Raw genomic sequence first — 25406 nt, 5'->3', positions numbered from 1 at the left:
AAGAATAATACCATACTTAGTTTTCTGTATGTATAATAAGGCTGCTTTATATGATATGTGGGAATAAGAACCAATTTTACATATGATATAGAAAGAAAAGAAGGGAAAACTAAAGTTATAGACTGATTAGGGGGTTTCGCAATTTGCGACGTACATTATATCGACTTATGATAGAACTTACAAATGGTCGCTTTACTTCTTATATATTACGTAAATTTGCACAATCTCGTTTGAGCTCTATCATTATTCCATCGTATGCGAAAGTTTTTCAAATTAATCAAGATGAGATGGAAAAGGGTTTGAAGGAATATAGAACATTGCATGAATTATTTACGCGTAAGCTAAAAGAAGGAAAGCGTAGTATTGATACAGATGCATCGAGTATCGTTAGTCCTGTTGATGGTGTTTTTGCAGATCAAGGTCCTATTGAGGATACAAAAACATTTGATATTAAAGGAAAGCGCTATTCAATTGTGGATATGCTAGGTAATGAAGAACGTGCAACGCGATACGCAGGCGGTACATATATGGTAATTTATTTGAGTCCAAGTCATTATCATCGCATTCATAGTCCGCTTTCTGGTTCTGTGACTGAAAGATTTGTACTCGGTAGAAAATCATATCCGGTAAATGCAGCTGGTATGGAATACGGGAAAGAACCACTGTCAAAAAATTATCGTTCTGTTACAGAAGTAAGCAGTGATGGCGAGCATATGGCTCTTGTAAAAGTAGGTGCCATGTTTGTTAATAGTATTGAGCTTTTGCATGAGAGAGACACTGTTCAAAAAGGTGAAGAAATGGCATACTTTACATTTGGTTCAACAGTTGTGTTATTGTTTGAAAAAGATATGATAGAAGTAGTGCAGGAATTAAAGAGTGGACAAGAGCTTCGTCTTGGTCAAAAAATAGCTACTCGCTTAGCTCATAAATAAAGAAAAGCTTTTATAACCGTAAGTAAGAGTTATGGGCAAAGATACTTAATGATGAAATCCCCTAGATGGGAGTACTTGTTTATTCGAGAGCCATCGTAGGATGGCTCTTTTTACAGGGCATCCAATAAATTATCCTTTAACTGTTTAATTGGTAAGGGCTGATTAAACTTTCACTTTATATGTAATCAAGATGATTTGACAAGCTTGTCCTCTAATGAGCGTCTAATGATTTCTTGTTTTATAAGTAAAATGAAGTCGGGATTTAATTTTAGTTCTTTTGCTTTATAATAAGACTCAGTGAGTAACTCAGTGGATAACTGTTCCATATGTTTTGTTTTCAAGGTGAGTCACCTCCTAATAATATAAGGATTGATTCGTTGATGCATTTAATGTACCAAAAAAATATGACAGTCACAAACGAGTGGTTATCCACATACCTAGGTGGATAAAGTGTGTATAGTTTGTTAGTAAATTCCAAATTAACTGAAAAATTAATGTGGAAAATGTGTACAATTTTATCCACAGGTTATATATCGAAAAATGTTGTCGAAAAATTTTATGAAAAATCCTCAAAGAGGTGAAAGAAATTGAAACTATTTTTACCAAATGAATATGTGAAAAATGTATATCATGTTCAACCAGAAGATTTAAAAAAACGTGGGATTAAAGGCGTTATTACTGACTTAGATAACACTTTAATTGAATGGGATCGTCCCAATGCAACACCGCAACTTGAAAAATGGTTCTTGGAAATGAAAGAGCAAGGCATTCAAGTAACGGTCGTTTCAAATAATAATGAGCAACGTGTAAAAGATTTTGCTGATCCATTAGGTATTCCATTTATTCATAGTGCACGTAAACCATTTGTTCGCGCATTTAAGCGTGCGATACAAGAGATGCGTTTGCAGCCAGATGAAGTTGTAGTAATTGGAGATCAGTTACTGACGGACGTGCTTGGTGGCAACCGAGTAGGCCTTCATACAATTTTAGTTGTACCGGTAGCACAAACGGACGGATTAGTAACGCGCTTTAATCGAAAAATTGAACGAAGAATTATGAAAAATATGAAGAAAAAAGGTTTAATTAACTGGGAGGAATAAAGTTTGACTGAAACAATTAAATGTATTGGTTGCGGTGTAGAAATTCAAACAGAAAATAAAAACGAAGTGGGGTATGCTCCTGCCTCATCTTTAGAGAAAGAACAAGTTATTTGTCAACGTTGTTTTCGCTTGAAGCATTACAATGAAATTCAAGATGTATCGTTAACAGATGATGACTTCCTACGCATTTTAAATGGAATTGGAAAATCAGATGCATTAGTAGTCAAAATTGTAGATATTTTTGATTTTAATGGTAGCTGGTTACCTGGCTTACATCGTTTCGTAGGGAATAATAAAGTATTACTTGTTGGAAATAAAGCTGATTTAATTCCAAAGTCAGTAAAACATGATAAAGTAAAACATTGGATGCGCTATAGTGCAAAGCAGCTAGGATTAAAACCAGAAGATGTCTTTTTAATTAGTGCAGCGAAGGGACAAGGAATCGCTGAACTAGCAGATGCTATTGAGTATTATCGCGGCGGCAAAGATGTTTATGTTGTTGGATGTACGAATGTAGGGAAATCGACATTTATTAATCGTATGATTAAAGAATTTAGTGATGAGACTGAAAATGTGATTACAACATCTCATTTCCCAGGAACAACACTTGATTTAATTGATATTCCATTGGACGAAGAGTCTTCTTTATATGATACGCCAGGTATTATTAACCACCACCAAATGGCTCATTATGTTGGAAAGCAAAGCTTAAAGCTTATTACACCAACAAAAGAAATTAAGCCGATGGTATTCCAATTAAATGAAGAACAAACGTTATTCTTTAGTGGATTGGCACGTTTTGATTATGTAAGTGGTGGTCGTCGTGCATTTACTTGTCACTTCTCGAATCGCTTAACAATCCATCGTACAAAGCTTGAGAAAGCAGATGAATTATATAAAAATCATGCCGGGGATTTACTAAGCCCACCAACGCCAGAAGAATTAGCAAATATGCCTGAGCTAGTGAAATACGAATTTAATATTCGTGAACCTAAAACGGATGTTGTATTCTCTGGATTAGGATGGGTTACTGTGAACGAACCAGGAGCAAAAATTGTTGCACACGTACCAAAAGGAGTAAGTGTTTCACTACGTAAATCTTTAATTTAATATGGAGAGGGATTTATGAAACAATTATATGGTGTAATCGGAAATCCAATTGGACATTCATTATCACCCGTTATGCATAACGATGCATTTGAACACTTGAATATGGATGCCCATTATCATGCGTTCCTTGTTGAAGAGGAATTGCTAGGGGAAGCAGTAAGAGGTTTAAAAGCATTAGGTATTTCAGGATTTAATGTAACAACTCCGCACAAGGTTGCTATTATGGAGTATTTGGATGAGATTGACCCATTGGCAAGGAAAATCGGTGCAGTAAATACAGTGGTTCATAAGGATGGAAGATTAATTGGCTATAACACAGACGGGATTGGTTTTGTTCGAGCGCTGCAGTCAATTAGTAATGAACCACTTCAAGGGAAACGTATTTTGTTACTTGGTTCAGGTGGTGCTAGCCGAGCTATTTATTTTTCTCTTGCTGATGTAGGTGTAAAAGAGATTGATGTAGCCAATCGTACAGTAGATAAGGCAAAGGAACTTATTGCTGCACGTACGGCCGATGTTAATTCTGTTGCTTTGTCGTTAGAAAAAGCGACAGAAGAACAAGGAAATTATGATATTATCATTCAGACGACAACGATAGGTATGCATCCACACGTAGAACATACGCCATTACAAATTTGTTCGTTAAAAAAAGGAACGATTGTATCAGATATAATTTATAATCCATTTGAAACGAAAATTTTATGTGAGGCAAAAGAGCAAGGTGCAATCATTCAAAATGGTATTGATATGTTTGTTTATCAAGGAGCACTTGCATTTGAAATGTGGACAGGACGCACGCCAAATATCGAGAGAATGAAACAATTAGTTATAGAAAAGCTTGGAGGCTAACATATATGTTAACAGGAAAACAAAAAAGATTTTTACGTGCACAAGCACATCATTTAACACCAATTTTTCAAGTAGGAAAAGGCGGAGTAAATGAAAATATGATTAAACAAATCGCAGATACTTTAGAAGCTCGTGAGTTATTTAAAGTAAGTGTATTACAAAACTGTGAATTTGATCGCCGTGAGGTTGCGGAAGAACTTGCAAAAGGTGCACGTGCTGAAATCGTTCAAGTAATTGGAAGCACAATCGTTTTATACAAAGAATCAAGAGAAAATAAACAAATTAAGCTTCCTCGATAAAAAGACTAGCATGCGCTATTTTTATCGTTTATGCGTAATGATGTAGAGAGCGAAACCAATTGAACTTTTATTAATAGCAACTCTCTTCATTCCTAACCGAGGAGAGTTGCTGTATGTAAAAGGAAGGGGCGTTTCTTTTGAGAAAAATTGGCATCATTGGCGGTACATTTGATCCGCCTCACTATGGACATTTGCTAATTGCAAATGAAGTATATCACGCTTTGAACTTGGAAGAAGTATGGTTCTTGCCAAACCAGATTCCGCCACATAAACAAGGGCGGAATATTACAAGTGTAGAAAGTCGTTTACATATGTTAGAGCTCGCGACTGAGGCAGAAGAGCACTTTTCTATTTGTTTAGAAGAGCTAAGTAGGAAGGGCCCATCTTATACGTATGACACTATGTTACAATTGACGAAGAAGTATCCGGATGTGCAGTTTCACTTTATTATTGGTGGGGATATGGTTGAGTATTTACCGAAGTGGTATAACATTGAAGCTTTATTTAATCTTGTAACGTTTGTTGGAGTTGCAAGACCTGGGTATACATTGCATACACCATATAAGATTACTACAGTGGAAATTCCGGAATTTGCAGTTTCTTCATCTTTATTACGTGAGAGATATAAGGAGAAGAAAACGTGTAAATATTTACTTCCCGAAAAAGTACAGGTATATATCGAGAGGAATGGGTTGTATGAATCGTGAGAATGCACTGCATATTGTCAAACAACAAATGCATGAAAAACGTTATATACACACAATTGGTGTAATGGAGACAGCGATTGAGCTTGCTAAGTTATACGGTGTGGACGAAAAAAAAGCAGAGATGGCAGCTATATTCCATGATTATGCGAAATGTAGAGCAATTTCAGAGATGGAAGAGATTATTAAACGTGAAGATTTGCCGAAAGATTTACTTTGCTATAACAAAGAGTTATGGCATGCACCTGTTGGGGCATACTTAGTAGAAAAAGAAGTAGGCATTACGGATTCTGAAATTTTGCAAGCTATTACATATCATACAAGTGGTCATGAGAATATGACGATGTTAGATAAAGTGATTTATGTAGCTGATTACATTGAACCTGGGCGAAAGTTTCCAGGAGTGGAAGAGGCTCGTAAACTCGCATATACGGATATAAATCAAGCTTTATTATTTGCGTTAAAGAGAACAATTCAATTTTTAATGGAAAAAGATCAGACGATTTATCCATTAACATTCCAAACATACAATGCAGTTATCAAGGAGGAAATGAGTAAATGAACGATAAAGATTTATTAGTATTAGCGGCAAAAGCAGCTGATGATAAGAGAGCAGAAGATATGGTTGTCCTAAATATGCAAGGTATTTCACCAATTGCAGATTATTTCATTATTTGTCACGGGAATTCAGACAAACAAGTGCAAGCAATTGCACGTGAAATTAAATCAAAAGCACATGAGTTCCAAATCGACGTACAACGTATGGAAGGGTTTGACGAAGCACGTTGGGTATTAGTTGATCTTGGAGATGTAGTTGCTCATGTATTCCATAAAGATGAGCGTAATCACTATAATTTAGAGCGTCTATGGGGCGATGTGCCACGTGAAGATATTACAGAAGAGTTAGGCCAATGAAATACGAACAATTTGCATTGTTGTACGACGAACTAATGAATGATGTCCCTTATGATAAATGGGTGGAATTTACAGAGGAAAGTTTACAGCAGGCAGATATGAAAGAGGCAAAAATTCTTGATGTAGCATGCGGTACAGGTAATGTAACCCTGCCGCTTGTGCAAAAGGGTTACGATTTAATAGGTGTCGATCTTTCAGAAGAAATGTTAACAGTCGCTCAGCAAAAACTAGGAGGAGAGGGATACTTTATTCCTTTTTATCAACAAGACATGCGAGAGCTTGATGTTCCAGGTGAGTTTGATTGTGTAACCATCTTTTGTGATTCATTAAATTATGTATTGCAAGAAGATGGAGTACAAGAAACATTTAGAAGAGTATTTCATCATTTACGTCAAGATGGTTTGTTTTTATTTGATGTACATTCTTTATATAAAATACATCATGTATTTCAAAATGAAACGTATACAGTGAATGGAGAAGAAATATCTCTTATTTGGAATTGCTTCCCTGGTGAAGAATCAAATAGTGTAGAGCATGATTTAACATTCTTTGTTCAAGATCCGGAAGAAGATGTGTACCATCGGTTTGACGAATGTCACGTGCAACGTGCATATCAAGTGGAAGAGTTAACGAAATGGCTTGAAGAAGCAGGTTTTACAGTGCTTCGTGTAACAGGTGATTTTGAGCGACTTGAAGTTACAGAACAAACAGAGCGTATTTTCTTCATGGCGAAGAAAAACGGATAAAACAAAAGCAACCGAGAAGGTTGCTTTTGTTTTATAAAGAAGATGTATTTTTAGTTCTAGCATAATCTGAAGATTGTATGCGTAAAGTGTGGGAATAGTAGTTGAAGTGAAAATGTATTGTAAAAAAGTAAGTATTTATAAAAAGGATTTGGAATGAAAATGACGTATTTATTATGTGTGTTTATTGAATTGCTGATCAACGCATTCTAAATCTTCATCAAATTTTTCATGTGTTCGCTCGATTAACTTATGGAACATATCTCCAACGTGCTCTTCTAAAACCCGAATGCCTTCCCCAGTAACGCCGCCTTTCACGCAAACCTTTTCTTGTAAGGTAGGTAATGTGAAGATTTCTTTTTCAAGTAATTTCCCCATCCCCACGACCATTTCACTTACTAAAGTAGTAGCCTCTTCGTGTGTAATATTTGTTTTATCTACAGCGGCGTTAATGAAGCATTGTAGTAAATAACTAAAGAAAGCAGGACCGCAACTTGCTATATCAGATGAAACGCGCGTTATATCTTCTTCTATTACAAGAGGTGTAGAAATGTTTTTGAATAGACGAAGTAGTTTTTGTTGCCATTCTTCAGAGCAATTATCTCCAAATGTAAATAGTGAGGCGCCAGAGAGCGCGCGATTTGTGATACTTGGAATGATACGCGCGACGTGGCAAGGTACGAGAGTCTCTAATTGTGATGGAGATATTGGACTTGTAATAGAAACTAAGCACGTTTCATCAGAAAAATGTTCAGCGTATTTTTTTAGGATAGGGTATATATCTATCGGCTTGACACAAATAAAAATAAGTTGTGATTGTTCGATTACTTCCGGGATTGTTTTTGCTATATGAACAGAAGGGTATTTTTCTTTTATATGATATGCTTTTGCAGGCGTCCGATTAATGATTGTAAGGCACGAAGGTTTGACAGCACGGGTTTCTAAAAATGCATCGATTAGTATATTCCCCATGTTTCCTGTCCCTATAATTCCTATGTTCAAAGTTTCATCCCTCCTTCGTAACAGCTTTCTCCTAAACAATATGAATGATGTTATAAATTTATGATTAGAGGTGTAAAATGATGTGGGATTTTCCGAAAAAGTGGTTAGGTTTAGTAGCTATTATTGGAACTTTACTTTTTCTTGTTTTTTGGAAAACGAATCAGAGTGTAGAACGAATGCCTATTACAATGAATGTACAAGAGAAGGAGATCGAAAAAAAGGGTAAACCGAAAATATCGGATACAAAGGAACAGAAAAGAACAATTATAATTGATGTGAAAGGAGCGGTTAGTAAAGAAGGGGTATATGAAATGAAGGAAGGAGATCGCGTAAAGGATGCGGTTCAAAAGGCTGGTGGTTTTTTATCAGAAGTAGATATGAAAAAAGTGAATTTAGCACAAATTGTACAAGATCAAATGCTTCTTTATATACCGAGTAAAAATGAATCAGAACAAGGGGTGCTTACTTCTTCTAAGGAAGATGGCAAGATTCGAATAAATACAGCGGCGAAAGAACAACTAGAAAAAATTACAGGGATTGGCTCTCGAAAGGCAGAAAGTATTTTGAAATATCGAGAAGAACATGGTCCGTTTCAGAAAATAGAAGATTTATTAGAGATTGATGGGATTGGTGCGAAGTCTCTTGAAAAGATAAAAGATCAAATTATTATTCCGTAAAAGATTGACGAAGTTTTTCTTCTTTCGCTACACTACAAGTAGACAAAAAAGTAGGTGAAAAATATGGAACGAATTTCATGGGATCAATATTTTATGACGCAAAGCCATCTACTATCTTTGCGTAGTACATGTACAAGGCTTGCGGTAGGAGCGACAATCGTTCGCGATAAACGAATTATTGCTGGTGGATATAATGGTTCAATTAAAGGTGGCGTACATTGTATAGATGATGGTTGTTACGTAATCGATAATCATTGTGTTCGGACAATTCATGCCGAAATGAATGCTTTATTACAATGTGCCAAGTTTGGTGCGAAAACAGAGGAAGCAGAAATTTACGTTACGCATTTCCCTTGTTTACAATGTTGTAAGGCAATTATTCAAAGTGGTATTACAGCGGTTTATTATGCGCAGGATTATAAAAATCATCCATACGCCATAGAGTTATTTGAACAAGCGAATGTAACAGTGAAACACGTTCCGCTAGAATATGATATTGCTGCATTAGAGGATCAAAAACGTTATACAGAGTTGAAAGAATTATTTGTGTCTTTAGAAAAAGATAATTTATCAATGGAAGAATTACAGCATGTATTCACGAAAGCAAAAATGATGCTATAAGGAGTGAGTATAAGTTGCAAGAACAATGGGGGTATGTTGCAATCTCGTTTATAATAGGGATTGCAATTGCCTTTTCCTCGTCACTTTTATTGATAGTTTTTTGCCTCTTTTTAAATGTTTTCTTCTGTTTATATCGCACTTCGCGTAAAACCTTCATTTTTTGTATTGTAGCGTGCTTTAGTAGCGTTATATACACTTCCTATGTTCAAGTATGGAATAAGCCTCTAGGGAAGCCCTATGCAGTTACAAGAGGGGTTATACAAAACACACCGCTTGTTAATGGGGATCGCCTATCTTTTCAATTTGAAGATCAGAATAAAAATATAGTGCAGTTAAGTTATAGAATAAAATCAGCTTTGGAAAAGAAAAAAATGCAACAATTATACGCAGGGATATCATGTGTATTCGAGGGTGAGAGGAAAGAACCGGAAACAGCTCGGAATTTTCATGGTTTTAATTACCGTGATTATTTATACAAGCAACATATTCATTTCACATTTGAGGCTACATATATTTCTGAATGCTATAAAACATCATTGTCGCTCACGCAATGGATTCTTCTTTTAAGGCAACAAGCAATCTCGAAAGTTACAGAAATGTTTCCAGAGCAATCAGGTGCTTTTATGAATGCATTACTCTTTGGTGATAGACAACAAATGACGTTTGAAGTGGAAGAGCAATATCAACAATTTGGTCTTGTACATTTGTTAGCAATTTCAGGTTCACACATTGTATTGTTGATGGTGATAGTATATTTTATTTTGCTAAGAAGCGGTGCGACGAGGGAGGTAGCAACAATTTGCCTTATCATTTGTATTCCTTTGTATATGGTTTTAGCAGGGGCTTCACCCTCTGTTATAAGAGCTTCTATAACAGGGGTTTTGATGTTGATTGCTTTTATGTGCTCGATTCGTTTATCTAGTTTAGATGCTTTAAGTGTAACAGCTATATGTATGCTTATATATGACCCTTATCTTGTTTTTAATATTGGATTTCAGTTTTCTTTTGTAGGTAGCTTCGCTTTACTTTTGTCTGCTCCGTTATTGTTAGGGAGTAGCAACGGAGTAATCCGAAATTCTATTTATATTTCTATCATTTCACAGCTCGTTAGTACTCCGATTTTGTTATATCACTTTGGTTATTTTTCTCCATATAGCATTCTCCTCAATCTCTTATACGTTCCGTTTTTATCTATCATTGTATTACCATGTAGCATTATTATTTTACTGTGTATGCCAATTGTCCCGTTTCTCGCAAAAGGATTTGCGGATGTATTATCAATAGGCTTGAGTATGTCTAATGATTTTCTAAGTTATTGTGAAAGTTTACCATTTACCCAGCTTATCTTCGGGGAAACGCCCTTCAATCTTGTAGCTGTATATTGCGCGAGTATTGTCAGTATATTGATGGTTTGGGAAAGAAGAGCGCTGAAAAAAATGGTTTGTATAGTTGCGAGTGTATTTATTTTTATTAGCACATGTCATTATGTATATCCATATTTTAGAGGAAGCGGAAGTGTAACATTTATTGATGTTGGACAAGGTGATGCAATATTAATTCGCCTTCCGTATGATAAAGGGATTTATCTTATTGATACAGGTGGAACGCTTCGTGTGAATAAGGAAGAATGGCAACAAAAAAAGCATGAATTTTCTGTTGGGAATGATGTTTTAATACCCTTTTTACAAAAAGAAGGTATTAAAACAATTGATAAATTAATCGTAACGCATGGAGATGCAGATCATATAGGTGCTGCGCAAGAATTATTATCATATATACCTGTAAAAGAAGTGGTATTTGGCCGAAAGGGAAAAGATGCAGTATTAGAAAAAGTAGTCAAGAAACAGGCATTAGAAAAGGAAATGAAAATAACTGAAGTGGGGGAAGGGGCGAGTTGGAGTGTAAATGAAGCGGAATTTTCCGTTTTAGCTCCAAAAGGAAAAGAAAAAAGCGAAAATAACGCTTCAATTGTAATATGGGCAAAATTTGGAGGGTTGAAGTGGCTATTTACAGGCGATTTGGAAGAAGAAGGGGAAAAGATTTTAGTAGAGGCATATCCAGATTTACAAGTGGATGTTTTAAAAGTTGCTCATCATGGGAGTGATACGTCATCTATAGAGCCTTTTTTGAACGTCATACAGCCTCGTGTAGCGATTATATCTGTTGGTAAGCAGAATAGGTATGGACACCCGCATAAAGAAGTGATAGAGCGTTTTGAGAAGATGGGGAGTGCGATATGGCGCACGGACAAGCAAGGTGCTATTTCCTATGTTTTTAAAGGGGAAAATGGAACCTTTAAAAGTAAAATCACATATGATAAAACACATAATAGATGAAAAAGAGAAGACTGCCATGAAGTGGCAGTCTTTAAGAACCGATAAATTTAATAACAGTTGCAATGATGAAAAGTGTTGCGAAAAAACCAAATGAGACGATAAATCCTACCCCTGAATCAATAGCGTCATTGCGTTTACTTTGAACGTTTTGTTCAAAATCATTCATTTAGAATCCCTCCCCAACATTCCACTTTAGTATAAAATATTGTCAGAAAAAAATCTACAATTTCCATATGAAGAGAAAACGAGCTTTTTTGCTACTTTTAAATCATGAAGTAATGTGAGTTTTTCGTTTCCAAGCATGTTAACAGTTGGCACTTATACTCAAATTTTTATTGCGAATAATAAAGGGAAGGTGATTACCGCACACCAATAAGAAACCCGGGGCTTATTGCGTGGCGTTTAATATAAATAAAGGGACGGGTTATAAAGCCTGTTCCTTTGTACTTGTAAAACAAAAGCTAGGGCATTAGTATAAATATATATTGCCAAGTTAGGGAGTAGGAAAAAGTATGAGTGATATACATAAAAAAATTAAAAAGAAACAGTTTGCTCCGTTATATTTACTATATGGAACGGAAGCTTTTTTTATAAATGAAACGATAAAGCTTATTACGACAGAAGCACTTGAAGAAGAAGATCGAGAGTTTAATGTTGTGACATACGATTTAGAAGAAGCGTATTTAGAAGATGTGGTTGAGGATGCGCGTACGCTTCCTTTCTTCGGAGAACGGAAAGTACTGTTAATAAAATCACCGCTATTTTTGACTTCGCAAAAAGAAAAGTTAGAGCAAAATATAAAAATTTTAGAAGAATACATTGGTGAACCTTCTCCATTTTCTATTCTTGTTTTTGTTGCGCCTTACGAAAAACTTGATGAGCGAAAAAAAATTACAAAACTATTAAAGAAAACAGCAGATGTAGTAGAAGCAAATGCGATGCAAATACAGGATGTTCAGAAGTGGATTGTTGCTCGTGCAGATGAAGTGCATGTGCATATTGATAACACGGCTGTTAGTTTGTTGCTAGAGCTTGTGGGAAGTAATGTAACAATGTTGGCGAAGGAAATGGACAAGTTAACGTTATACGTTGGTATGGGTGAAGAGATTACGACGAAACTTGTTGCAGAGCTTGTACCAAAATCCGTTGAGCAAAATGTATTCGCTTTGACAGAAAAAGTGGTGAAAAAAGATATTGCAGGTGCAATGCAAATTTTGGATGGATTATTTACGCAGCAGGAAGAGCCGATTAAATTGCTTGCGTTATTAGTGAGTCAATTCCGCTTGTTGTATCAAGTGAAAGAGCTACAGCAACGTGGTTATGGACAAAATCAAATTGCGTCTCATATTGGTGTACATCCGTATCGCGTGAAGTTGGCAATGAATCAAACGAAGTTTTTCTCTTTTGAAGAATTAAAAAAAGTGATTATAGAATTAGCGGAAGCTGATTATAGTATGAAGACGGGAAAGATGGATAAGAAACTTGTGCTCGAGTTTTTCTTAATGCGATTAAATCATATGTGATGACACAAAAAAGTTCATGTACTAAGTACATGAACTTTTTTGTATATAAAAAACGATCCAAATGGATCGTTTTTTAAACGCCTTACGCGTTTACTTGTTTCGCTAAGCGAGATTTTTGACGAGCTGCAGCGTTTTGGTGGATAAGACCTTTACGAGCTGCTTTGTCAAGTTTTTTAGAAGCAGTTTTGAAAGCTTCTTTAGCATTTTCAAGATCGTTATTAGTAACTAAAGCTTCTACAGTTTTAACAGCAGAACGCATGTCAGACTTGATAGAAGCGTTATGTGCACGACGCTCTTCGCTAAGTTTAGCGCGTTTGATAGCAGATTTGATGTTTGCCATACTTTTCACCTCCCTGGTGCAATCGAATGACTCGATTCTTACATAGAACAAGTGATATTCTATCAAACGGTGAAGAGAATTGCAATAGTATATCCATGAAATTTCACGTAAAGGAAAGAATGACCTTATATAACTTTGGGAAATCTAACGATATTTACTATGAATTACGGAGGAGATACGATGAAAGAACCATTAGATTTAAGTAAATATAGCATTAGAACTGACCTTGCTGTAGAAGCCCATCAAATGTTGCAAGAAAGCCAAGAGGAACAAAAAGGGATACAGGGAGTTATTGTAAAAGAGAGAGAAGAAGAGGGGACTATAATTACAAAAGTAACAATTGATGAAGCTGCCTCTGAAGCAATGGGTAAAAAGCCTGGAAATTATTTAACGCTTGAAGTTCAAGGTATACGTCAGCAAGATACAGAACTTCAACAAAAAGTGGAGCGTATTTTTGCAAAAGAATTTTCTAATTTCTTAGAAGAGGTTGGCGTTACAAAAGAAGCAAGCTGTTTAATTGTAGGTCTTGGGAATTGGAATGTAACACCAGATGCTCTTGGACCGATAGTTGTAGAAAATGTATTAGTAACGAGACATTTGTTTCAATTACAGCCTGAAAGTGTAGAAGAAGGGTTTAGGCCTGTTAGTGCAATTCGGCCGGGGGTAATGGGAATTACAGGGATCGAAACGAGCGATGTTATTTATGGGATTATTGAGAAGACGAACCCGGACTTTGTAATTGCGATTGACGCATTAGCTGCCCGTTCTATTGAACGAGTAAATAGCACGATACAAATTTCTGATACTGGAATTCATCCCGGATCGGGGGTTGGGAATAAACGTAAAGAACTAAGTAAAGACACATTAGGTATCCCTGTAATCGCGATTGGTGTTCCGACTGTGGTCGATGCTGTTTCGATTACAAGTGATACGATTGATTTTATTTTGAAACATTTCGGCCGAGAGATGAAAGAAGGAAATAAACCTTCACGCTCTTTGTTACCAGCGGGATTTTCATTTGGAGAAAAGAAAAAATTAACGGAAGAAGATATGCCGGATGAAAAGAGCAGAAATATGTTTTTAGGTGCTGTTGGCACGTTGGAAGAAGAAGAAAAAAGAAGGCTGATTTATGAAGTGCTATCTCCTCTTGGTCATAATTTAATGGTAACCCCAAAAGAAGTAGATACTTTTATTGAGGATATGGCGAATGTAATAGCGAGTGGTTTAAATGCGGCGCTGCATCATCAAATTGATCAAGATAATACGGGAGCATATACACATTGAGGGGAACAGATGATTATCGTTTGAGTCGCTTTACGCTTTTGTGTATATGTAGTGTGGCTTTATGTTTACTTATGATGATAGCAGGAGTGGCACTTGCTAATCATGGTTTGAAAAGTATGAAAGGCTATCAGCAACTGTCATATGAACAAATAGCTCATATGACAGGGACAGAAAGTACAGGTGCTGAATCAGAAATTTTGGGTAGCTCGTTTTCGGCCTCAGAAAAACAACAACAGTTAGAACGTTTAAGAAGTTTTAATGTTGTAGAAGGAATTGGGATGGCAGTAGCAAGTGTAGCTTATGAAATGACGAAGTTCGGAACGGATATCGTTGTTGGGAAAATAAAAGGAATTTTTAGCTAAGAGTAACATGGGAGGCGGTTGTTTTACTGGTTTGTAAGACAGCCGTTTTAAAATTTGAAAAGGGTTTGTCTCTTATGGTTTATTCGCATAAGATATAGATAGAATGATTTGTATCGTAAGCAGCACGAGTTTTCATTGAATCTTTGTTGCTCTATTGATATAATCAGTGCTAGTGTATATTGGCGAGACTATTAGGAGTTGAGAACATAGATGAATAAAGAAGAAAGAGCAAAAAGACAGTCAAAAATTCGTAATTTCTCTATTATTGCTCATATTGACCACGGAAAATCAACGTTAGCAGACCGTATTTTAGAGAAAACAAACGCGTTAACACAACGTGAAATGAAAGCTCAGTTGCTTGACTCTATGGATTTAGAGCGTGAGCGTGGTATTACAATCAAATTAAACGCAGTACAATTAAACTATAAAGCAAAAGATGGTGAAGAGTATATTCTTCATTTAATTGATACACCAGGACACGTCGACTTTACGTACGAAGTATCTCGTAGTTTAGCGGCTTGTGAAGGCGCGATTCTTGTAGTAGATGCAGCGCAAGGTATTGAAGCGCAAACGTTAGCAAACGTATACTTAGCGCTTGATAATAATTTAGAAATTTTACCAGTTATTAATAAAATCGACTTACCGAGTGCGGATCCAGAACGTGTACGTCAAGAGGTAGAAGATGTAATTGGTTTAGATGCATCAGAAGCGGTACTTGCTTCTGCGAAAGCTGGAATTGGTATTGAAGAAATTTTAGAACAAATTGTTGAAAAAGTACCAGCTCCGTCGGGTGATTCAGAAGAGCCATTACAATGTATGATTTTCGACTCTTTATATGATCCGTACCGCGGTGTAATTGCTTATATTCGTGTTGTAAATGGAACAGTAAAAGTTGGCGATAAAGTACGTATGATGGCAACGGGTAAAGAATTTGAAGTAACAGAAGTAGGTGTATTTACACCGAAAACTACGCAACGTGACGAGTTAACAGTAGGTGATGTAGGTTTCTTAGCAGCATCGATTAAAAATGTTGGTGACACACGTGTTGGTGATACGATTACACATGCGAAACGTCCAGCTGCAGAGCCGTTAGCAGGTTACCGTAAGTTAAACCCGATGGTATTCTGTGGTCTGTATCCAATTGACTCTGCTCGTTATAACGATTTACGTGATGCATTAGAAAAATTAGAGTTAAACGATTCTGCTCTTGAGTTTGAACCAGAAACATCTCAAGCGCTAGGATTTGGTTTCCGTTGTGGTTTCTTAGGGCTTCTTCACATGGAAATCATTCAAGAACGTATTGAACGTGAATTTAAGATTGACTTAATTACAACAGCGCCAAGCGTTATTTATAAAGTTTATTTAACTAACGGTGAAGATGTTATTGTTGATAACCCATCTAATATGCCAGATCCACAGTCTATCGATCGTGTAGAAGAGCCGTTTGTGAAGGCTTCAATTATGGTTCCGAATGACTATGTTGGAGCTGTAATGGAGATTTGCCAAGGTAAACGTGGAACGTTTATTGATATGCAATATTTAGATGAAACGCGTGTTACATTAACATATGAAATCCCGTTATCAGAAATCGTATATGACTTCTTCGATCAATTGAAATCAAATACGAAAGGGTATGCATCATTTGACTACGAGTTAATTGGCTATAAGCCATCTAAACTTGTGAAAATGGATATTCTTTTAAATAATGAACAAGTGGATGCTTTATCATTTATCGTACACCGTGATTCAGCGTATGACCGTGGTAAAGTAATCGTAGAGAAATTAAAAGAATTAATTCCGAGACAACAGTTCGAAGTGCCAATTCAGGCGACTATCGGAAATAAAGTTGTAGCACGTTCTACAATTAAAGCGATGCGTAAAAACGTACTTGCAAAATGTTACGGCGGTGACATTTCTCGTAAGCGTAAACTTCTTGATAAGCAAAAAGAAGGTAAAAAACGTATGAAGTCTGTTGGCTCTGTAGAAGTACCGCAAGAGGCATTCATGGCTGTACTGAAAATGGATGACAACTAATATTTGAAATAAAAAAGAAGTCGTTTGTGCGGCTTCTTTTTTCTGTATAATTACTTTTTAGACATCTGAGCAGCTCTCATTTACAATAATGAGAGAGCTTTTTAGTTCATATAGAGTTAGGAGATTGTTAATGTCCGAAAATATTCGAAAAGATATTCAAGATAAAATACAAAATGGTAATTTTAATTGTGAAAAGGAATTGACGCTTTCTATTATTAGTGGAAAGTGGAAAGTTGTGATACTGTGGCATCTTGGTGTGGAAGGGCCGCATCGTTTCAGTGAATTACAACGGTTATTCCCAAGCATTTCTCATAAAGTTTTGTCGAACCAATTAAAAGAGTTAATGGAAGATGGGATTGTTGATCGGACAGTATATCCCGAAATTCCTCCTCGCGTTGAGTATTATATGACGGAACTAGGCATGTCACTTTTACCGATCGTTGAAATGATGTATGATTGGGGAAAAATGCGAATGGAACAAATTCGTAATACGTTAGAGAAGTAGAGAACCCTCCGGAGTGCGGAGGTTTTCTTTTTAGAAAGGTAGGAGTTATATTTGGTACAAGCTGCATACATTCATATTCCATTTTGTCAGCACATTTGTCACTATTGTGATTTTAATAAAGTGTTTATTGAACGCCAACCGGTTGATCAATATTTAGATTATTTAGAGAAGGAAATAATAAATACGGTTCAAAAAGTTCCATTTGATAGTATGAAAACGATTTTTGTGGGTGGGGGAACTCCGACAGCGTTAAATATGGAACAGACAAAAAAATTACTCGAGATTATTAATCGTCATTTGCGTCCGTTCGCCCCGAATTGTGAATTAACATTTGAAGCGAATCCAGGAGATTTACCGAAAGAGAAGCTAAATGTACTGCTAGAAGGTGGAGTAAATCGAATTAGTTTTGGTGTGCAAACGTTCCGTGATGAACTTCTTGAGAAGATCGGGCGCAAGCATACGAGGGAAGATGCATTCCTCGCGATTCGAGAGGCACAGGAAGTAGGCTTTAAAAATATTAATGTAGATATTATTTATGCTTTGCCAGGACAGACGATAGAAGATGTAAAAGAAACATTAGATATTGCTTTTACGCTTGGTGTACAACATTTCTCGGCATATTCATTAATTGTGGAGCCAAAAACAGTGTTTTATAACTTAATGAACAAAGGGAAATTACGTCTTCCGGGTGAAGACCATGAAGCGAAAATGTATGAAATAGTAATGGATGAAATGGAGAAACACGGTTATAACCAGTATGAAATTAGTAATTTCTCAAAAGGTGACAATAAAAGTAGACATAATCTCACATACTGGAATAATGAAGAGTATTATGGATTTGGAGCTGGAGCTCATAGTTATGTGAACGGAGAACGTATTCAAAATGTTGGTCCTCTGAAGCAATATTTTAATAAAATTGATGAAACAGGATTTCCGTATTTAGATGTTCACAAAGTGACGGAGAAAGAAAGAATGGAAGAAGAGCTGTTCTTAGGGCTTCGAAAAACAAAAGGTGTTTCTAAAACGGCGTTCCGCAATAAATTTAATGTAGAGATGGATCAAGTTTTCGCGAAGCAGTTACAAAGCAACCAAGAGCAGGGATTGCTTGAAGAGGAAGATGGACATGTGCGTTTAACGCGAAAAGGAAAATTATTAGGGAATGAAGTATTCCAATCATTTTTGATTGACTAATTAAATGTTCCATAGGCGTGAAAAAGTTTCATTATTTCGTGACGTTTCCGTTGACAATTGAATGTCAATTTTGGTAAGTTATTAATAGATTTAGCACTCAAAGACAAAGAGTGCTAACAGAGGTGATGATGAGATGCTTACGGAACGTCAGCTCTTAATTTTACAAACAATTATTGATGACTTTATTGGATCAGCGCAGCCCGTTGGGTCTAGAACGTTGGCTAAAAAAGATGAAATCACATTTAGTTCAGCTACTATTCGAAATGAAATGGCGGACTTAGAAGAATTAGGTTTTATTGAAAAAACGCACAGTTCTTCTGGACGTGTTCCTTCTGAGAAAGGCTACCGATTTTATGTAGACCATCTTTTAGCGCCGCAAAACTTACCGAACGCTGAAATTGTACAAATTAAAGATTTATTTGCTGAAAGAATTTTTGAAGCGGAAAAAATTGCACAGCAATCTGCTCAAATTTTATCAGAACTTACGAATTATACGGCAATTGTTCTTGGACCGAAGTTAAGTACAAATAAACTTAAAAATGTACAAATTGTGCCGCTTGATCGTCAAACTGCAGTCGCTATTATTGTAACCGATACAGGGCATGTACAAAGTAAAACGATTACCGTTCCGGAATCTGTTGATTTATCAGATTTAGAAAAAATGGTTAATATTTTAAATGAAAAGCTATCTGGCGTACCGATGGAAGAACTTCATAATAAAATCTTTAAGGAAATTGTTACAGTTTTACGTGGGTATGTTCATAATTACGATAGTGCAATAAAAATGTTGGATGGTACATTTCAAGTTCCGTTATCGGAAAAGATATACTTTGGAGGAAAAGCAAATATGCTTTCGCAGCCAGAGTTCCATGACATTCAAAAGGTTAGATCTTTACTTACCATGATTGATAATGAAGCCGAATTTTATGACATTTTGCGTCATAAACAAGTCGGGATTCAAGTGAAAATTGGTAGGGAAAACTCTTCGACGGCTATGGAGGATTGTAGTTTAATTTCTGCAACATATTCGATCGGCGAAGAGCAACTTGGAACAATTGCTATTTTAGGTCCTACGAGAATGCAATATTCTCGTGTAATTAGTTTGTTACAGTTATTTACGAGACAATTTACTGATGGGCTTAAAAATTAAATGAGAGTAATACATTCGCTCAAGTGATGAAATTTTCATTGCTGTGTGTAATATATAATGATTAGGTAATCATGCTATGCATGATACCTAATACCTTTTAAGGAGGTGAATATTGTGGAAGAGCGTAACGAACAAGTGGTAGAAGAAGTAAAAGAAGCGCAAGTTGAAGAAGCTGTCACGCCAGAAAACAGTGAAGAAACTGTAGAAGAAAAAAGTGAGGCTGCTCTTTTACAAGAAAAAGTAGATGAGTTACAAGCGAAACTAACGGAAACGGAAGGTCGCACATTACGTCTACAAGCTGATTTTGAAAATTATAAGCGCCGTGTCCAAATGGATAAACAGGCTGCTGAAAAATATAGAGCACAAAGTCTAGTTTCAGACATCTTGCCAGCTCTTGATAATTTTGAAAGAGCAATGCAAGTGGAAGCGACTGATGAGCAAACGAAATCATTGTTACAAGGTATGGAGATGGTGCATCGTCAATTGTTAGAAGCGCTGACTAAAGAAGGTGTGGAAGTGATTGAAGCTGTTGGTAAACAGTTTGATCCTAATGAACACCAAGCTATTATGCAAGTGGAAGATAGTGAATTTGAATCAAACGCGGTTGTGGAAGAATTCCAAAAAGGTTATAAATTAAAAGACCGTGTGATTCGCCCATCAATGGTAAAAGTAAATCAATAATTTACATAAAACTAGGAGGATTCGCCATGAGTAAAATTATCGGTATTGACTTAGGTACAACAAACTCTTGTGTAGCTGTTATGGAAGGTGGAGAACCAAAGGTTATCCCAAATCCAGAAGGGAACCGTACAACACCTTCTGTTGTAGCTTTCAAAAATGAAGAACGTCAAGTTGGGGAAGTTGCAAAGCGCCAAGCAATTACAAACCCAAATACAATCATGTCTGTTAAACGTCATATGGGTACAGACTACAAAGTAGAAGTTGAAGGTAAAGATTATACACCTCAAGAAATTTCTGCAATCATTTTACAAAATTTAAAAGCTTCTGCTGAAGCATACTTAGGTGAAACAGTAACGAAAGCTGTTATTACAGTACCTGCATACTTCAACGATGCAGAGCGTCAAGCAACGAAAGATGCTGGTCGTATCGCTGGTTTAGAAGTTGAGCGTATCATTAACGAGCCAACAGCAGCAGCACTTGCTTACGGTTTAGAAAAACAAGACGAAGAACAAAAAATCTTAGTATATGACTTAGGTGGCGGTACATTTGACGTATCTATCCTTGAGTTAGCAGACGGCACATTCGAAGTTATTTCAACTGCTGGTGACAACCGTCTTGGTGGCGATGACTTTGACCAAGTTATCATCGATCACTTAGTAGCTGAGTTCAAAAAAGAAAATAACATTGATTTAAGCCAAGATAAAATGGCGCTTCAACGCTTGAAAGATGCAGCTGAAAAAGCGAAAAAAGATCTTTCTGGTGTAACACAAACTCAAATTTCATTACCATTCATTAGTGCTGGAGCTGCTGGTCCATTACACTTAGAATTAACGTTAACAAGAGCGAAATTCGAAGAGCTTTCAGCAGGTCTTGTTGAAAGAACATTAGAGCCAACTCGTCGTGCATTAAAAGACGCTGGTTTTGCTCCAAGCGAATTAGATAAAGTTATTCTTGTTGGTGGATCTACTCGTATCCCAGCTGTACAAGAAGCTATTAAACGTGAAACTGGTAAAGAGCCATATAAAGGTGTAAACCCTGATGAAGTTGTAGCATTAGGTGCTGCAGTTCAAGGTGGCGTACTTACTGGTGATGTAGAAGGCGTTCTATTATTAGACGTAACTCCACTTTCTTTAGGTATTGAAACTATGGGTGGCGTGTTCACGAAATTAATCGAGCGTAACACTACAATTCCAACAAGTAAGTCACAAGTATTCTCGACAGCTGCTGATAATCAACCAGCAGTAGACATTCACGTATTACAAGGTGAGCGTCCGATGTCAGCTGACAACAAAACGTTAGGTCGTTTCCAATTAACTGACCTTCCACCAGCACCACGTGGTATTCCACAAATCGAAGTAACATTCGATATTGATGCGAACGGTATCGTTAACGTACGTGCGAAAGACTTAGGAACAAGCAAAGAGCAAGCTATTACAATCCAATCTTCTTCAGGTCTTTCTGATGAAGAAGTAGAACGTATGGTACAAGAAGCGGAAGCAAATGCTGACGCTGACCAAAAACGTAAGGAAGAAGTTGAACTTCGTAATGAAGCTGACCAACTTGTATTCCAAACAGACAAAGTTGTAAAAGATTTAGAAGGTAAAGTAGATGCAGCTGAAGTTGCAAAAGCAACAGAAGCGAAAGAAGCATTACAAGCTGCAATCGAGAAAAACGAGCTTGAAGAAATTCGTGTGAAAAAAGATGCTTTACAAGAAATCGTACAACAATTAACTGTTAAATTATACGAGCAAGCTCAAGCAGCTGCTGGTCAAGCAGAAGGTGCGCAAGGTGCACAAGACGCTGGCGCGAAGAAAGACAATGTAGTTGACGCTGAGTTTGAAGAAGTAAAAGAAGACAAGTAATTCAACTGTAAACATAATAAGTAAGATGACAAAAAGTCAAAGTCAAGCGTGCCTTGACTTTGGCTTTTTTCACGAATGAGAAGCGATGTGTGAGGATCTTAAGTTTTTCGCTTTGCATACTGTAAGTGAGGAAACTTTGTTGCAAAGCACTTTCTTTCGGTGTTAAAATTACGTTTATGTGAAAGATTCGGGGGTTGTAAATTTATGAGTAAACGAGACTATTATGAGGTCCTTGGACTTAGCAAGGGCGCTTCAACAGATGAAATAAAAAAAGCGTATCGTCGTTTGGCTAAAAAATACCATCCAGACGTAAGCAAAGAAGAAAATGCAATTGAAAAGTTTAAAGAAGTACAAGAAGCATACGAAGTGTTAAGTGATGATCAAAAGCGTGCGCAGTACGATCAATTTGGTCATGCTGGTGCAAATCAAGGATTCGGTGGATTTGGCGGCGGAGGAGACTTCGGTGGTGGCTTCGGTTTTGAAGATATATTTAGTTCTTTCTTTGGCGGTGGCGGCGGCAGACGTCGTGATCCAAATGCTCCGCGCCAAGGCGCTGACTTACAATATCAAGTCACTTTAGATTTTGAAGAAGCTATTTTTGGTAAGGAATTAAATGTGGAAATTCCAGTAGAAGATCCATGTGATACTTGTAAAGGTAGTGGAGCAAAACCAGGAACTTCAAAAGAAACATGTAAACATTGTTCAGGTTCTGGTCAAGTGAGTGTTGAACAAAACACACCGTTTGGTCGTATCGTAAACCGTCAAGCTTGTGGTCATTGTTCAGGAACTGGACAAATTATTAAAGAAAAATGTACGACATGTCACGGTTCAGGTAAAGTTCGTAAACGTAAAAAAATTAATGTTAAAATTCCAGCGGGTATTGATAATGGTCAACAAATTCGTGTGTCTGGAAAAGGTGAAGCCGGCGTAAATGGCGGACCAGCAGGAGACTTATATGTTGTTGTTCATGTAAGAAATCATGAATTCTTCGAGCGTGAAGGAGACCACATTATTTGCGAAATGCCATTAACATTTGCACAAATGGCACTTGGTGCTGAAGTGGAAGTTCCTACTGTTCATGGTAAAGTGAAGCTGAAAATCCCAGCAGGAACACAAACTGGAACAGAGTTCCGCTTAAAAGGAAAAGGTGCTCCGAACGTACGTGGATATGGTCAAGGAGATCAATATGTAGTCGTTCGTGTTGTTGTACCGACGAAATTGACTTCACAGCAAAAAGATTTATTACGTGAATTTGCAGGACAAGAAGAGCAGGATGATAGTTTATTCGGAAAGCTTAAACGTGCTTTCAAAGGGGAATAATGGAAATAAAAAATGGAGTTGGTAAATTGTGAAATGGTCAGAAATTAGTATTCATACAACAGAAGAAGCAGTAGAAGCTGTCTCTCATATTTTACATGAAGCTGGTGCTAGCGGAGTTGCGATTGAGGATCCAGCGGAGTTAACGAAAGAGCGCGAGCAACAATATGGTGAAATTTATGCATTGAATCCAGATGAATATCCGGCGGAAGGTGTATTAATAAAAGCATATTTCCCGCAAACCGATTCTTTACATGAAACGATTGCAGGTGTAAAATCATCTATTGATGTGCTTCCATCTTACGACATCGAAATTGGTACTGGAAATATTACCGTTAACGAAGTCAATGAAGAAGATTGGGCTACTGCTTGGAAAAAATATTACCATCCAGTACAAATTTCTGATACATTCACAATCGTACCGACTTGGGAAGAATATACACCATCTTCTCCTGATGAAAAAATCATTGAATTAGACCCGGGTATGGCGTTTGGTACAGGAACTCATCCAACAACAACGATGTGTATCCGTGCTTTAGAAAAAACAGTACAGCCAGGTGACGCTATTATTGATGTAGGAACAGGTTCTGGTGTACTTAGTATTGCAGCAGCAAAATTAGGTGCGTCTTCTGTTCAAGCGTATGATTTAGATCCGGTTGCGGTTGAAAGTGCAGAAATGAATGTACGTTTAAATAAAACAGATGATATCGTGTCTGTTGGACAAAATAGTCTTTTAGAAGGTATTGAAGGTCCTGTTGATTTAATCGTAGCTAACTTATTAGCAGAAATTATTCTATTATTCCCTGAAGATGCAGCAAGAGTTGTGAAGTCAGGTGGATTATTTATTACATCGGGCATTATTGCTGCGAAGGAAAAAGTAATTTCTGAGGCGCTAGAAAAAGCTGGATTTACAATTGAAGAAGTGTTACGAATGGAAGATTGGGTAGCAATTATTGCACGAAATGCGTAATATAGATTTTAGTCTATAATGAAAAGGGGAGTCTCTCACTATAAGGTGAGGGACTTGCCGTTTGTTATATGAAAAATGATAACGTTTCGTTCTTTTCGTAAGTGTTGACTTACGAAAGGAACGAAACTCTACTAAGGTGATTATATGCAACGTTATTTTGTAGAAGAGAAATATGTAAATGAGACAAGTATTCGCATTGTAGGTGATGACGTACATCATATCGCAAGAGTGATGCGTATGTCAGCTGGTGATCATATTTATTGCTGTGTAAATGGAAAAACAGCAGTATGTTCAATTGATGAAATTACCAGTGAATTTATTAATACGGCTATTGTAGAATGGGTAGAGGCGTCAAGTGAACTTCCTGTTTTCGTGACGATTGCAAGTGGACTGCCAAAAGGAGACAAGCTAGAGTTAATTTTTCAAAAAGGAACTGAGCTTGGGGCAGCTGCATTCTTACCATTTCAAGCATCTCGCTCTATCGTAAAATGGGATGCGAAAAAAGCTGATAAAAAAGTTGAGCGTTTAAGAAAAATTGTGAAAGAAGCTGCGGAACAATCACATAGAAGTGAAATTCCAGAAGTACATGCTCCAGCATCATTTAAGCAATTGCTTTCAATGAGTGGTGAGTATGATGCTTGTCTTGTTGCTTACGAAGAGGAAGCAAAACAAGGCGAGAAATCTAATTTTGCGAAAGCTTTAACGACAATGAAACCAGGTCAAAAGCTATTGATTGTATTTGGCCCAGAAGGCGGTTTAGCTGAGGAAGAGATTACAGCGCTTCGTGAACATAAATTTGTACCATGTAGTTTAGGACCAAGAATTTTAAGAACAGAAACGGCGCCGTTATACGCGTTAAGTGCTGCTTCGTATCATTTTGAATTGATGGGGTGATGATC

Annotated in this window: 28 protein-coding genes; 24 read left to right on the top strand and 4 right to left on the bottom strand. The window is 36.8% G+C overall.

Going from position 1 to position 25406, the window contains the following annotated elements:
- Positions 1 to 143: 143 nt before the first annotated feature.
- The gene (locus V7S45_RS21270; protein ID WP_001255003.1) at positions 144 to 932 is read left to right on the top strand and encodes a phosphatidylserine decarboxylase; all 789 of its coding nucleotides are present in this window, start codon (positions 144 to 146) and stop codon (positions 930 to 932) included.
- A 185-nt stretch (positions 933 to 1117) separates the two neighbouring features.
- Here V7S45_RS21270 and V7S45_RS21265 read toward each other — a convergent pair whose 3' ends face one another.
- Positions 1118 to 1273, bottom strand: coding sequence for a sporulation histidine kinase inhibitor Sda (locus V7S45_RS21265; RefSeq protein WP_000850094.1), 156 nt, complete (start codon positions 1271 to 1273; stop codon positions 1118 to 1120).
- Positions 1274 to 1519: 246 nt separating this feature from the next.
- On the opposite strand from V7S45_RS21265, the gene V7S45_RS21260 reads away from it, so the two are divergent.
- The 8 genes from V7S45_RS21260 (at position 1520) to V7S45_RS21225 (ending at position 6655) form a co-directional block, all read left to right on the top strand.
- Positions 1520 to 2032: a YqeG family HAD IIIA-type phosphatase gene (locus V7S45_RS21260; protein WP_000765314.1), complete on the top strand. Its 513-nt coding sequence runs from the start codon at positions 1520 to 1522 to the stop codon at positions 2030 to 2032.
- Between the two features lie 3 nt (positions 2033 to 2035).
- Positions 2036 to 3142 carry a ribosome biogenesis GTPase YqeH gene (gene yqeH / locus V7S45_RS21255; RefSeq protein ID WP_000140799.1) on the top strand — a complete coding sequence of 369 codons (1107 nt, stop codon included), beginning with the start codon at positions 2036 to 2038 and terminating at the stop codon, positions 3140 to 3142.
- 15 nt (positions 3143 to 3157) lie between these two features.
- On the top strand, positions 3158 to 3991 hold the full coding sequence (gene aroE, locus V7S45_RS21250) for a shikimate dehydrogenase (protein WP_000812076.1): 834 nt from the start codon (positions 3158 to 3160) through the stop codon (positions 3989 to 3991).
- Between the two features lie 5 nt (positions 3992 to 3996).
- A complete protein-coding gene (yhbY, locus tag V7S45_RS21245) occupies positions 3997 to 4290 on the top strand; it encodes a ribosome assembly RNA-binding protein YhbY (RefSeq protein ID WP_000955224.1) in 294 nt (97 codons plus the stop codon).
- 137 nt (positions 4291 to 4427) lie between these two features.
- Positions 4428 to 4997 (top strand): nicotinate-nucleotide adenylyltransferase, encoded by a 570-nt coding sequence (gene nadD, locus V7S45_RS21240; protein ID WP_001226046.1) that lies wholly within the window; start codon positions 4428 to 4430, stop codon positions 4995 to 4997.
- Complete coding sequence (gene yqeK, locus V7S45_RS21235; protein ID WP_001078477.1) at positions 4987 to 5556, top strand: bis(5'-nucleosyl)-tetraphosphatase (symmetrical) YqeK; 570 nt, start codon at positions 4987 to 4989, stop codon at positions 5554 to 5556. The genes nadD and yqeK overlap by 11 nt, the downstream gene beginning before the upstream one ends.
- Positions 5553 to 5909 (top strand): ribosome silencing factor, encoded by a 357-nt coding sequence (gene rsfS / locus V7S45_RS21230; RefSeq protein ID WP_000998173.1) that lies wholly within the window; start codon positions 5553 to 5555, stop codon positions 5907 to 5909. Before yqeK ends, rsfS begins: the two co-directional genes overlap by 4 nt.
- Positions 5906 to 6655, top strand: a complete 750-nt coding sequence (locus tag V7S45_RS21225) for a class I SAM-dependent methyltransferase (protein ID WP_000873069.1) — start codon at positions 5906 to 5908, stop codon at positions 6653 to 6655. The genes rsfS and V7S45_RS21225 overlap by 4 nt, the downstream gene beginning before the upstream one ends.
- 171 nt (positions 6656 to 6826) lie before the next feature.
- Here V7S45_RS21225 and comER read toward each other — a convergent pair whose 3' ends face one another.
- A complete protein-coding gene (comER, locus tag V7S45_RS21220) occupies positions 6827 to 7654 on the bottom strand; it encodes a late competence protein ComER (protein WP_001020554.1) in 828 nt (275 codons plus the stop codon).
- 77 nt (positions 7655 to 7731) lie between these two features.
- Between comER and V7S45_RS21215 the strand changes: the two genes are divergently transcribed.
- The 3 genes from V7S45_RS21215 to V7S45_RS21205 all read left to right on the top strand — a co-directional run bounded on the left by V7S45_RS21215 (position 7732) and on the right by V7S45_RS21205 (position 11288).
- Complete coding sequence (locus tag V7S45_RS21215) at positions 7732 to 8331, top strand: helix-hairpin-helix domain-containing protein (RefSeq protein WP_000989932.1); 600 nt, start codon at positions 7732 to 7734, stop codon at positions 8329 to 8331.
- Positions 8332 to 8394: 63 nt separating this feature from the next.
- A complete protein-coding gene (locus tag V7S45_RS21210) occupies positions 8395 to 8952 on the top strand; it encodes a ComE operon protein 2 (RefSeq protein WP_000439770.1) in 558 nt (185 codons plus the stop codon).
- A 14-nt stretch (positions 8953 to 8966) separates the two neighbouring features.
- Positions 8967 to 11288 carry a DNA internalization-related competence protein ComEC/Rec2 gene (locus tag V7S45_RS21205; RefSeq protein WP_342761465.1) on the top strand — a complete coding sequence of 774 codons (2322 nt, stop codon included), beginning with the start codon at positions 8967 to 8969 and terminating at the stop codon, positions 11286 to 11288.
- Positions 11289 to 11319: 31 nt separating this feature from the next.
- On the opposite strand, the gene V7S45_RS21200 is transcribed toward V7S45_RS21205, so the two are convergent.
- Positions 11320 to 11454: a YqzM family protein gene (locus V7S45_RS21200; protein ID WP_000997609.1), complete on the bottom strand. Its 135-nt coding sequence runs from the start codon at positions 11452 to 11454 to the stop codon at positions 11320 to 11322.
- Positions 11455 to 11800: 346 nt separating this feature from the next.
- On the opposite strand from V7S45_RS21200, the gene holA reads away from it, so the two are divergent.
- Entirely contained in the window at positions 11801 to 12811 is a 1011-nt protein-coding gene (gene holA, locus V7S45_RS21195) for a DNA polymerase III subunit delta (RefSeq protein ID WP_025687678.1), read from the top strand.
- A gap of 82 nt (positions 12812 to 12893) precedes the next feature.
- Here the strand turns inward: holA and rpsT are convergent, their stop codons facing one another.
- The gene (gene rpsT / locus V7S45_RS21190; RefSeq protein WP_001274011.1) at positions 12894 to 13151 is read right to left on the bottom strand and encodes a 30S ribosomal protein S20; all 258 of its coding nucleotides are present in this window, start codon (positions 13149 to 13151) and stop codon (positions 12894 to 12896) included.
- A gap of 180 nt (positions 13152 to 13331) precedes the next feature.
- On the opposite strand from rpsT, the gene gpr reads away from it, so the two are divergent.
- From gpr to V7S45_RS21135, 11 genes are all read left to right on the top strand, one after another.
- Entirely contained in the window at positions 13332 to 14435 is a 1104-nt protein-coding gene (gpr, locus tag V7S45_RS21185) for a GPR endopeptidase (RefSeq protein ID WP_000662618.1), read from the top strand.
- Complete coding sequence (locus V7S45_RS21180; protein ID WP_001215037.1) at positions 14432 to 14797, top strand: YqxA family protein; 366 nt, start codon at positions 14432 to 14434, stop codon at positions 14795 to 14797. Before gpr ends, V7S45_RS21180 begins: the two co-directional genes overlap by 4 nt.
- Before the next feature lie 210 nt (positions 14798 to 15007).
- The gene (gene lepA / locus V7S45_RS21175; RefSeq protein WP_001030951.1) at positions 15008 to 16831 is read left to right on the top strand and encodes an elongation factor 4; all 1824 of its coding nucleotides are present in this window, start codon (positions 15008 to 15010) and stop codon (positions 16829 to 16831) included.
- Between the two features lie 130 nt (positions 16832 to 16961).
- On the top strand, positions 16962 to 17336 hold the full coding sequence (locus V7S45_RS21170; RefSeq protein WP_001293539.1) for a helix-turn-helix domain-containing protein: 375 nt from the start codon (positions 16962 to 16964) through the stop codon (positions 17334 to 17336).
- Between the two features lie 51 nt (positions 17337 to 17387).
- On the top strand, positions 17388 to 18527 hold the full coding sequence (gene hemW / locus V7S45_RS21165; RefSeq protein WP_000249433.1) for a radical SAM family heme chaperone HemW: 1140 nt from the start codon (positions 17388 to 17390) through the stop codon (positions 18525 to 18527).
- A gap of 133 nt (positions 18528 to 18660) precedes the next feature.
- Positions 18661 to 19677, top strand: coding sequence for a heat-inducible transcriptional repressor HrcA (gene hrcA / locus V7S45_RS21160; RefSeq protein WP_089607636.1), 1017 nt, complete (start codon positions 18661 to 18663; stop codon positions 19675 to 19677).
- 114 nt (positions 19678 to 19791) lie between these two features.
- Positions 19792 to 20358: a nucleotide exchange factor GrpE gene (gene grpE / locus V7S45_RS21155; RefSeq protein WP_000392711.1), complete on the top strand. Its 567-nt coding sequence runs from the start codon at positions 19792 to 19794 to the stop codon at positions 20356 to 20358.
- 26 nt (positions 20359 to 20384) lie between these two features.
- On the top strand, positions 20385 to 22220 hold the full coding sequence (dnaK, locus tag V7S45_RS21150; protein WP_025687679.1) for a chaperone protein DnaK: 1836 nt from the start codon (positions 20385 to 20387) through the stop codon (positions 22218 to 22220).
- Between the two features lie 204 nt (positions 22221 to 22424).
- Positions 22425 to 23540, top strand: coding sequence for a chaperone protein DnaJ (gene dnaJ, locus V7S45_RS21145; protein ID WP_000043946.1), 1116 nt, complete (start codon positions 22425 to 22427; stop codon positions 23538 to 23540).
- A gap of 28 nt (positions 23541 to 23568) precedes the next feature.
- Entirely contained in the window at positions 23569 to 24507 is a 939-nt protein-coding gene (prmA, locus tag V7S45_RS21140) for a 50S ribosomal protein L11 methyltransferase (RefSeq protein WP_000872097.1), read from the top strand.
- Positions 24508 to 24651: 144 nt separating this feature from the next.
- Positions 24652 to 25401 (top strand): 16S rRNA (uracil(1498)-N(3))-methyltransferase, encoded by a 750-nt coding sequence (locus V7S45_RS21135; RefSeq protein ID WP_001190154.1) that lies wholly within the window; start codon positions 24652 to 24654, stop codon positions 25399 to 25401.
- Positions 25402 to 25406 lie beyond the last annotated feature (5 nt).

This window comes from Bacillus sp. BR3(2024) (assembly GCF_039134555.1).
In the GTDB taxonomy this organism is placed as follows: domain Bacteria; phylum Bacillota; class Bacilli; order Bacillales; family Bacillaceae_G; genus Bacillus_A; species Bacillus_A cereus.
This window is presented reverse-complemented; position numbering and strand designations above follow the sequence as displayed.

Bases quoted from the DNA above. Each gene is read 5' to 3' on its own strand.
- V7S45_RS21170 (WP_001293539.1), top strand. From the start codon at position 16,962: ATGTCCGAAAATATTCGAAAAGATATTCAAGATAAAATACAAAATGGT.
- V7S45_RS21135 (WP_001190154.1), top strand. From the start codon at position 24,652: ATGCAACGTTATTTTGTAGAAGAGAAATATGTAAATGAGACAAGTATT.
- gpr (WP_000662618.1), top strand. From the start codon at position 13,332: ATGAAAGAACCATTAGATTTAAGTAAATATAGCATTAGAACTGACCTT.
- rpsT (WP_001274011.1), bottom strand. From the start codon at position 13,151: ATGGCAAACATCAAATCTGCTATCAAACGCGCTAAACTTAGCGAAGAG.
- aroE (WP_000812076.1), top strand. From the start codon at position 3,158: ATGAAACAATTATATGGTGTAATCGGAAATCCAATTGGACATTCATTA.
- yqeK (WP_001078477.1), top strand. From the start codon at position 4,987: ATGAATCGTGAGAATGCACTGCATATTGTCAAACAACAAATGCATGAA.
- dnaJ (WP_000043946.1), top strand. From the start codon at position 22,425: ATGAGTAAACGAGACTATTATGAGGTCCTTGGACTTAGCAAGGGCGCT.
- hrcA (WP_089607636.1), top strand. From the start codon at position 18,661: ATGCTTACGGAACGTCAGCTCTTAATTTTACAAACAATTATTGATGAC.
- dnaK (WP_025687679.1), top strand. From the start codon at position 20,385: ATGAGTAAAATTATCGGTATTGACTTAGGTACAACAAACTCTTGTGTA.
- V7S45_RS21210 (WP_000439770.1), top strand. From the start codon at position 8,395: ATGGAACGAATTTCATGGGATCAATATTTTATGACGCAAAGCCATCTA.
- V7S45_RS21215 (WP_000989932.1), top strand. From the start codon at position 7,732: ATGATGTGGGATTTTCCGAAAAAGTGGTTAGGTTTAGTAGCTATTATT.
- V7S45_RS21225 (WP_000873069.1), top strand. From the start codon at position 5,906: ATGAAATACGAACAATTTGCATTGTTGTACGACGAACTAATGAATGAT.
- yhbY (WP_000955224.1), top strand. From the start codon at position 3,997: ATGTTAACAGGAAAACAAAAAAGATTTTTACGTGCACAAGCACATCAT.
- rsfS (WP_000998173.1), top strand. From the start codon at position 5,553: ATGAACGATAAAGATTTATTAGTATTAGCGGCAAAAGCAGCTGATGAT.
- holA (WP_025687678.1), top strand. From the start codon at position 11,801: ATGAGTGATATACATAAAAAAATTAAAAAGAAACAGTTTGCTCCGTTA.
- lepA (WP_001030951.1), top strand. From the start codon at position 15,008: ATGAATAAAGAAGAAAGAGCAAAAAGACAGTCAAAAATTCGTAATTTC.
- V7S45_RS21200 (WP_000997609.1), bottom strand. From the start codon at position 11,454: ATGAATGATTTTGAACAAAACGTTCAAAGTAAACGCAATGACGCTATT.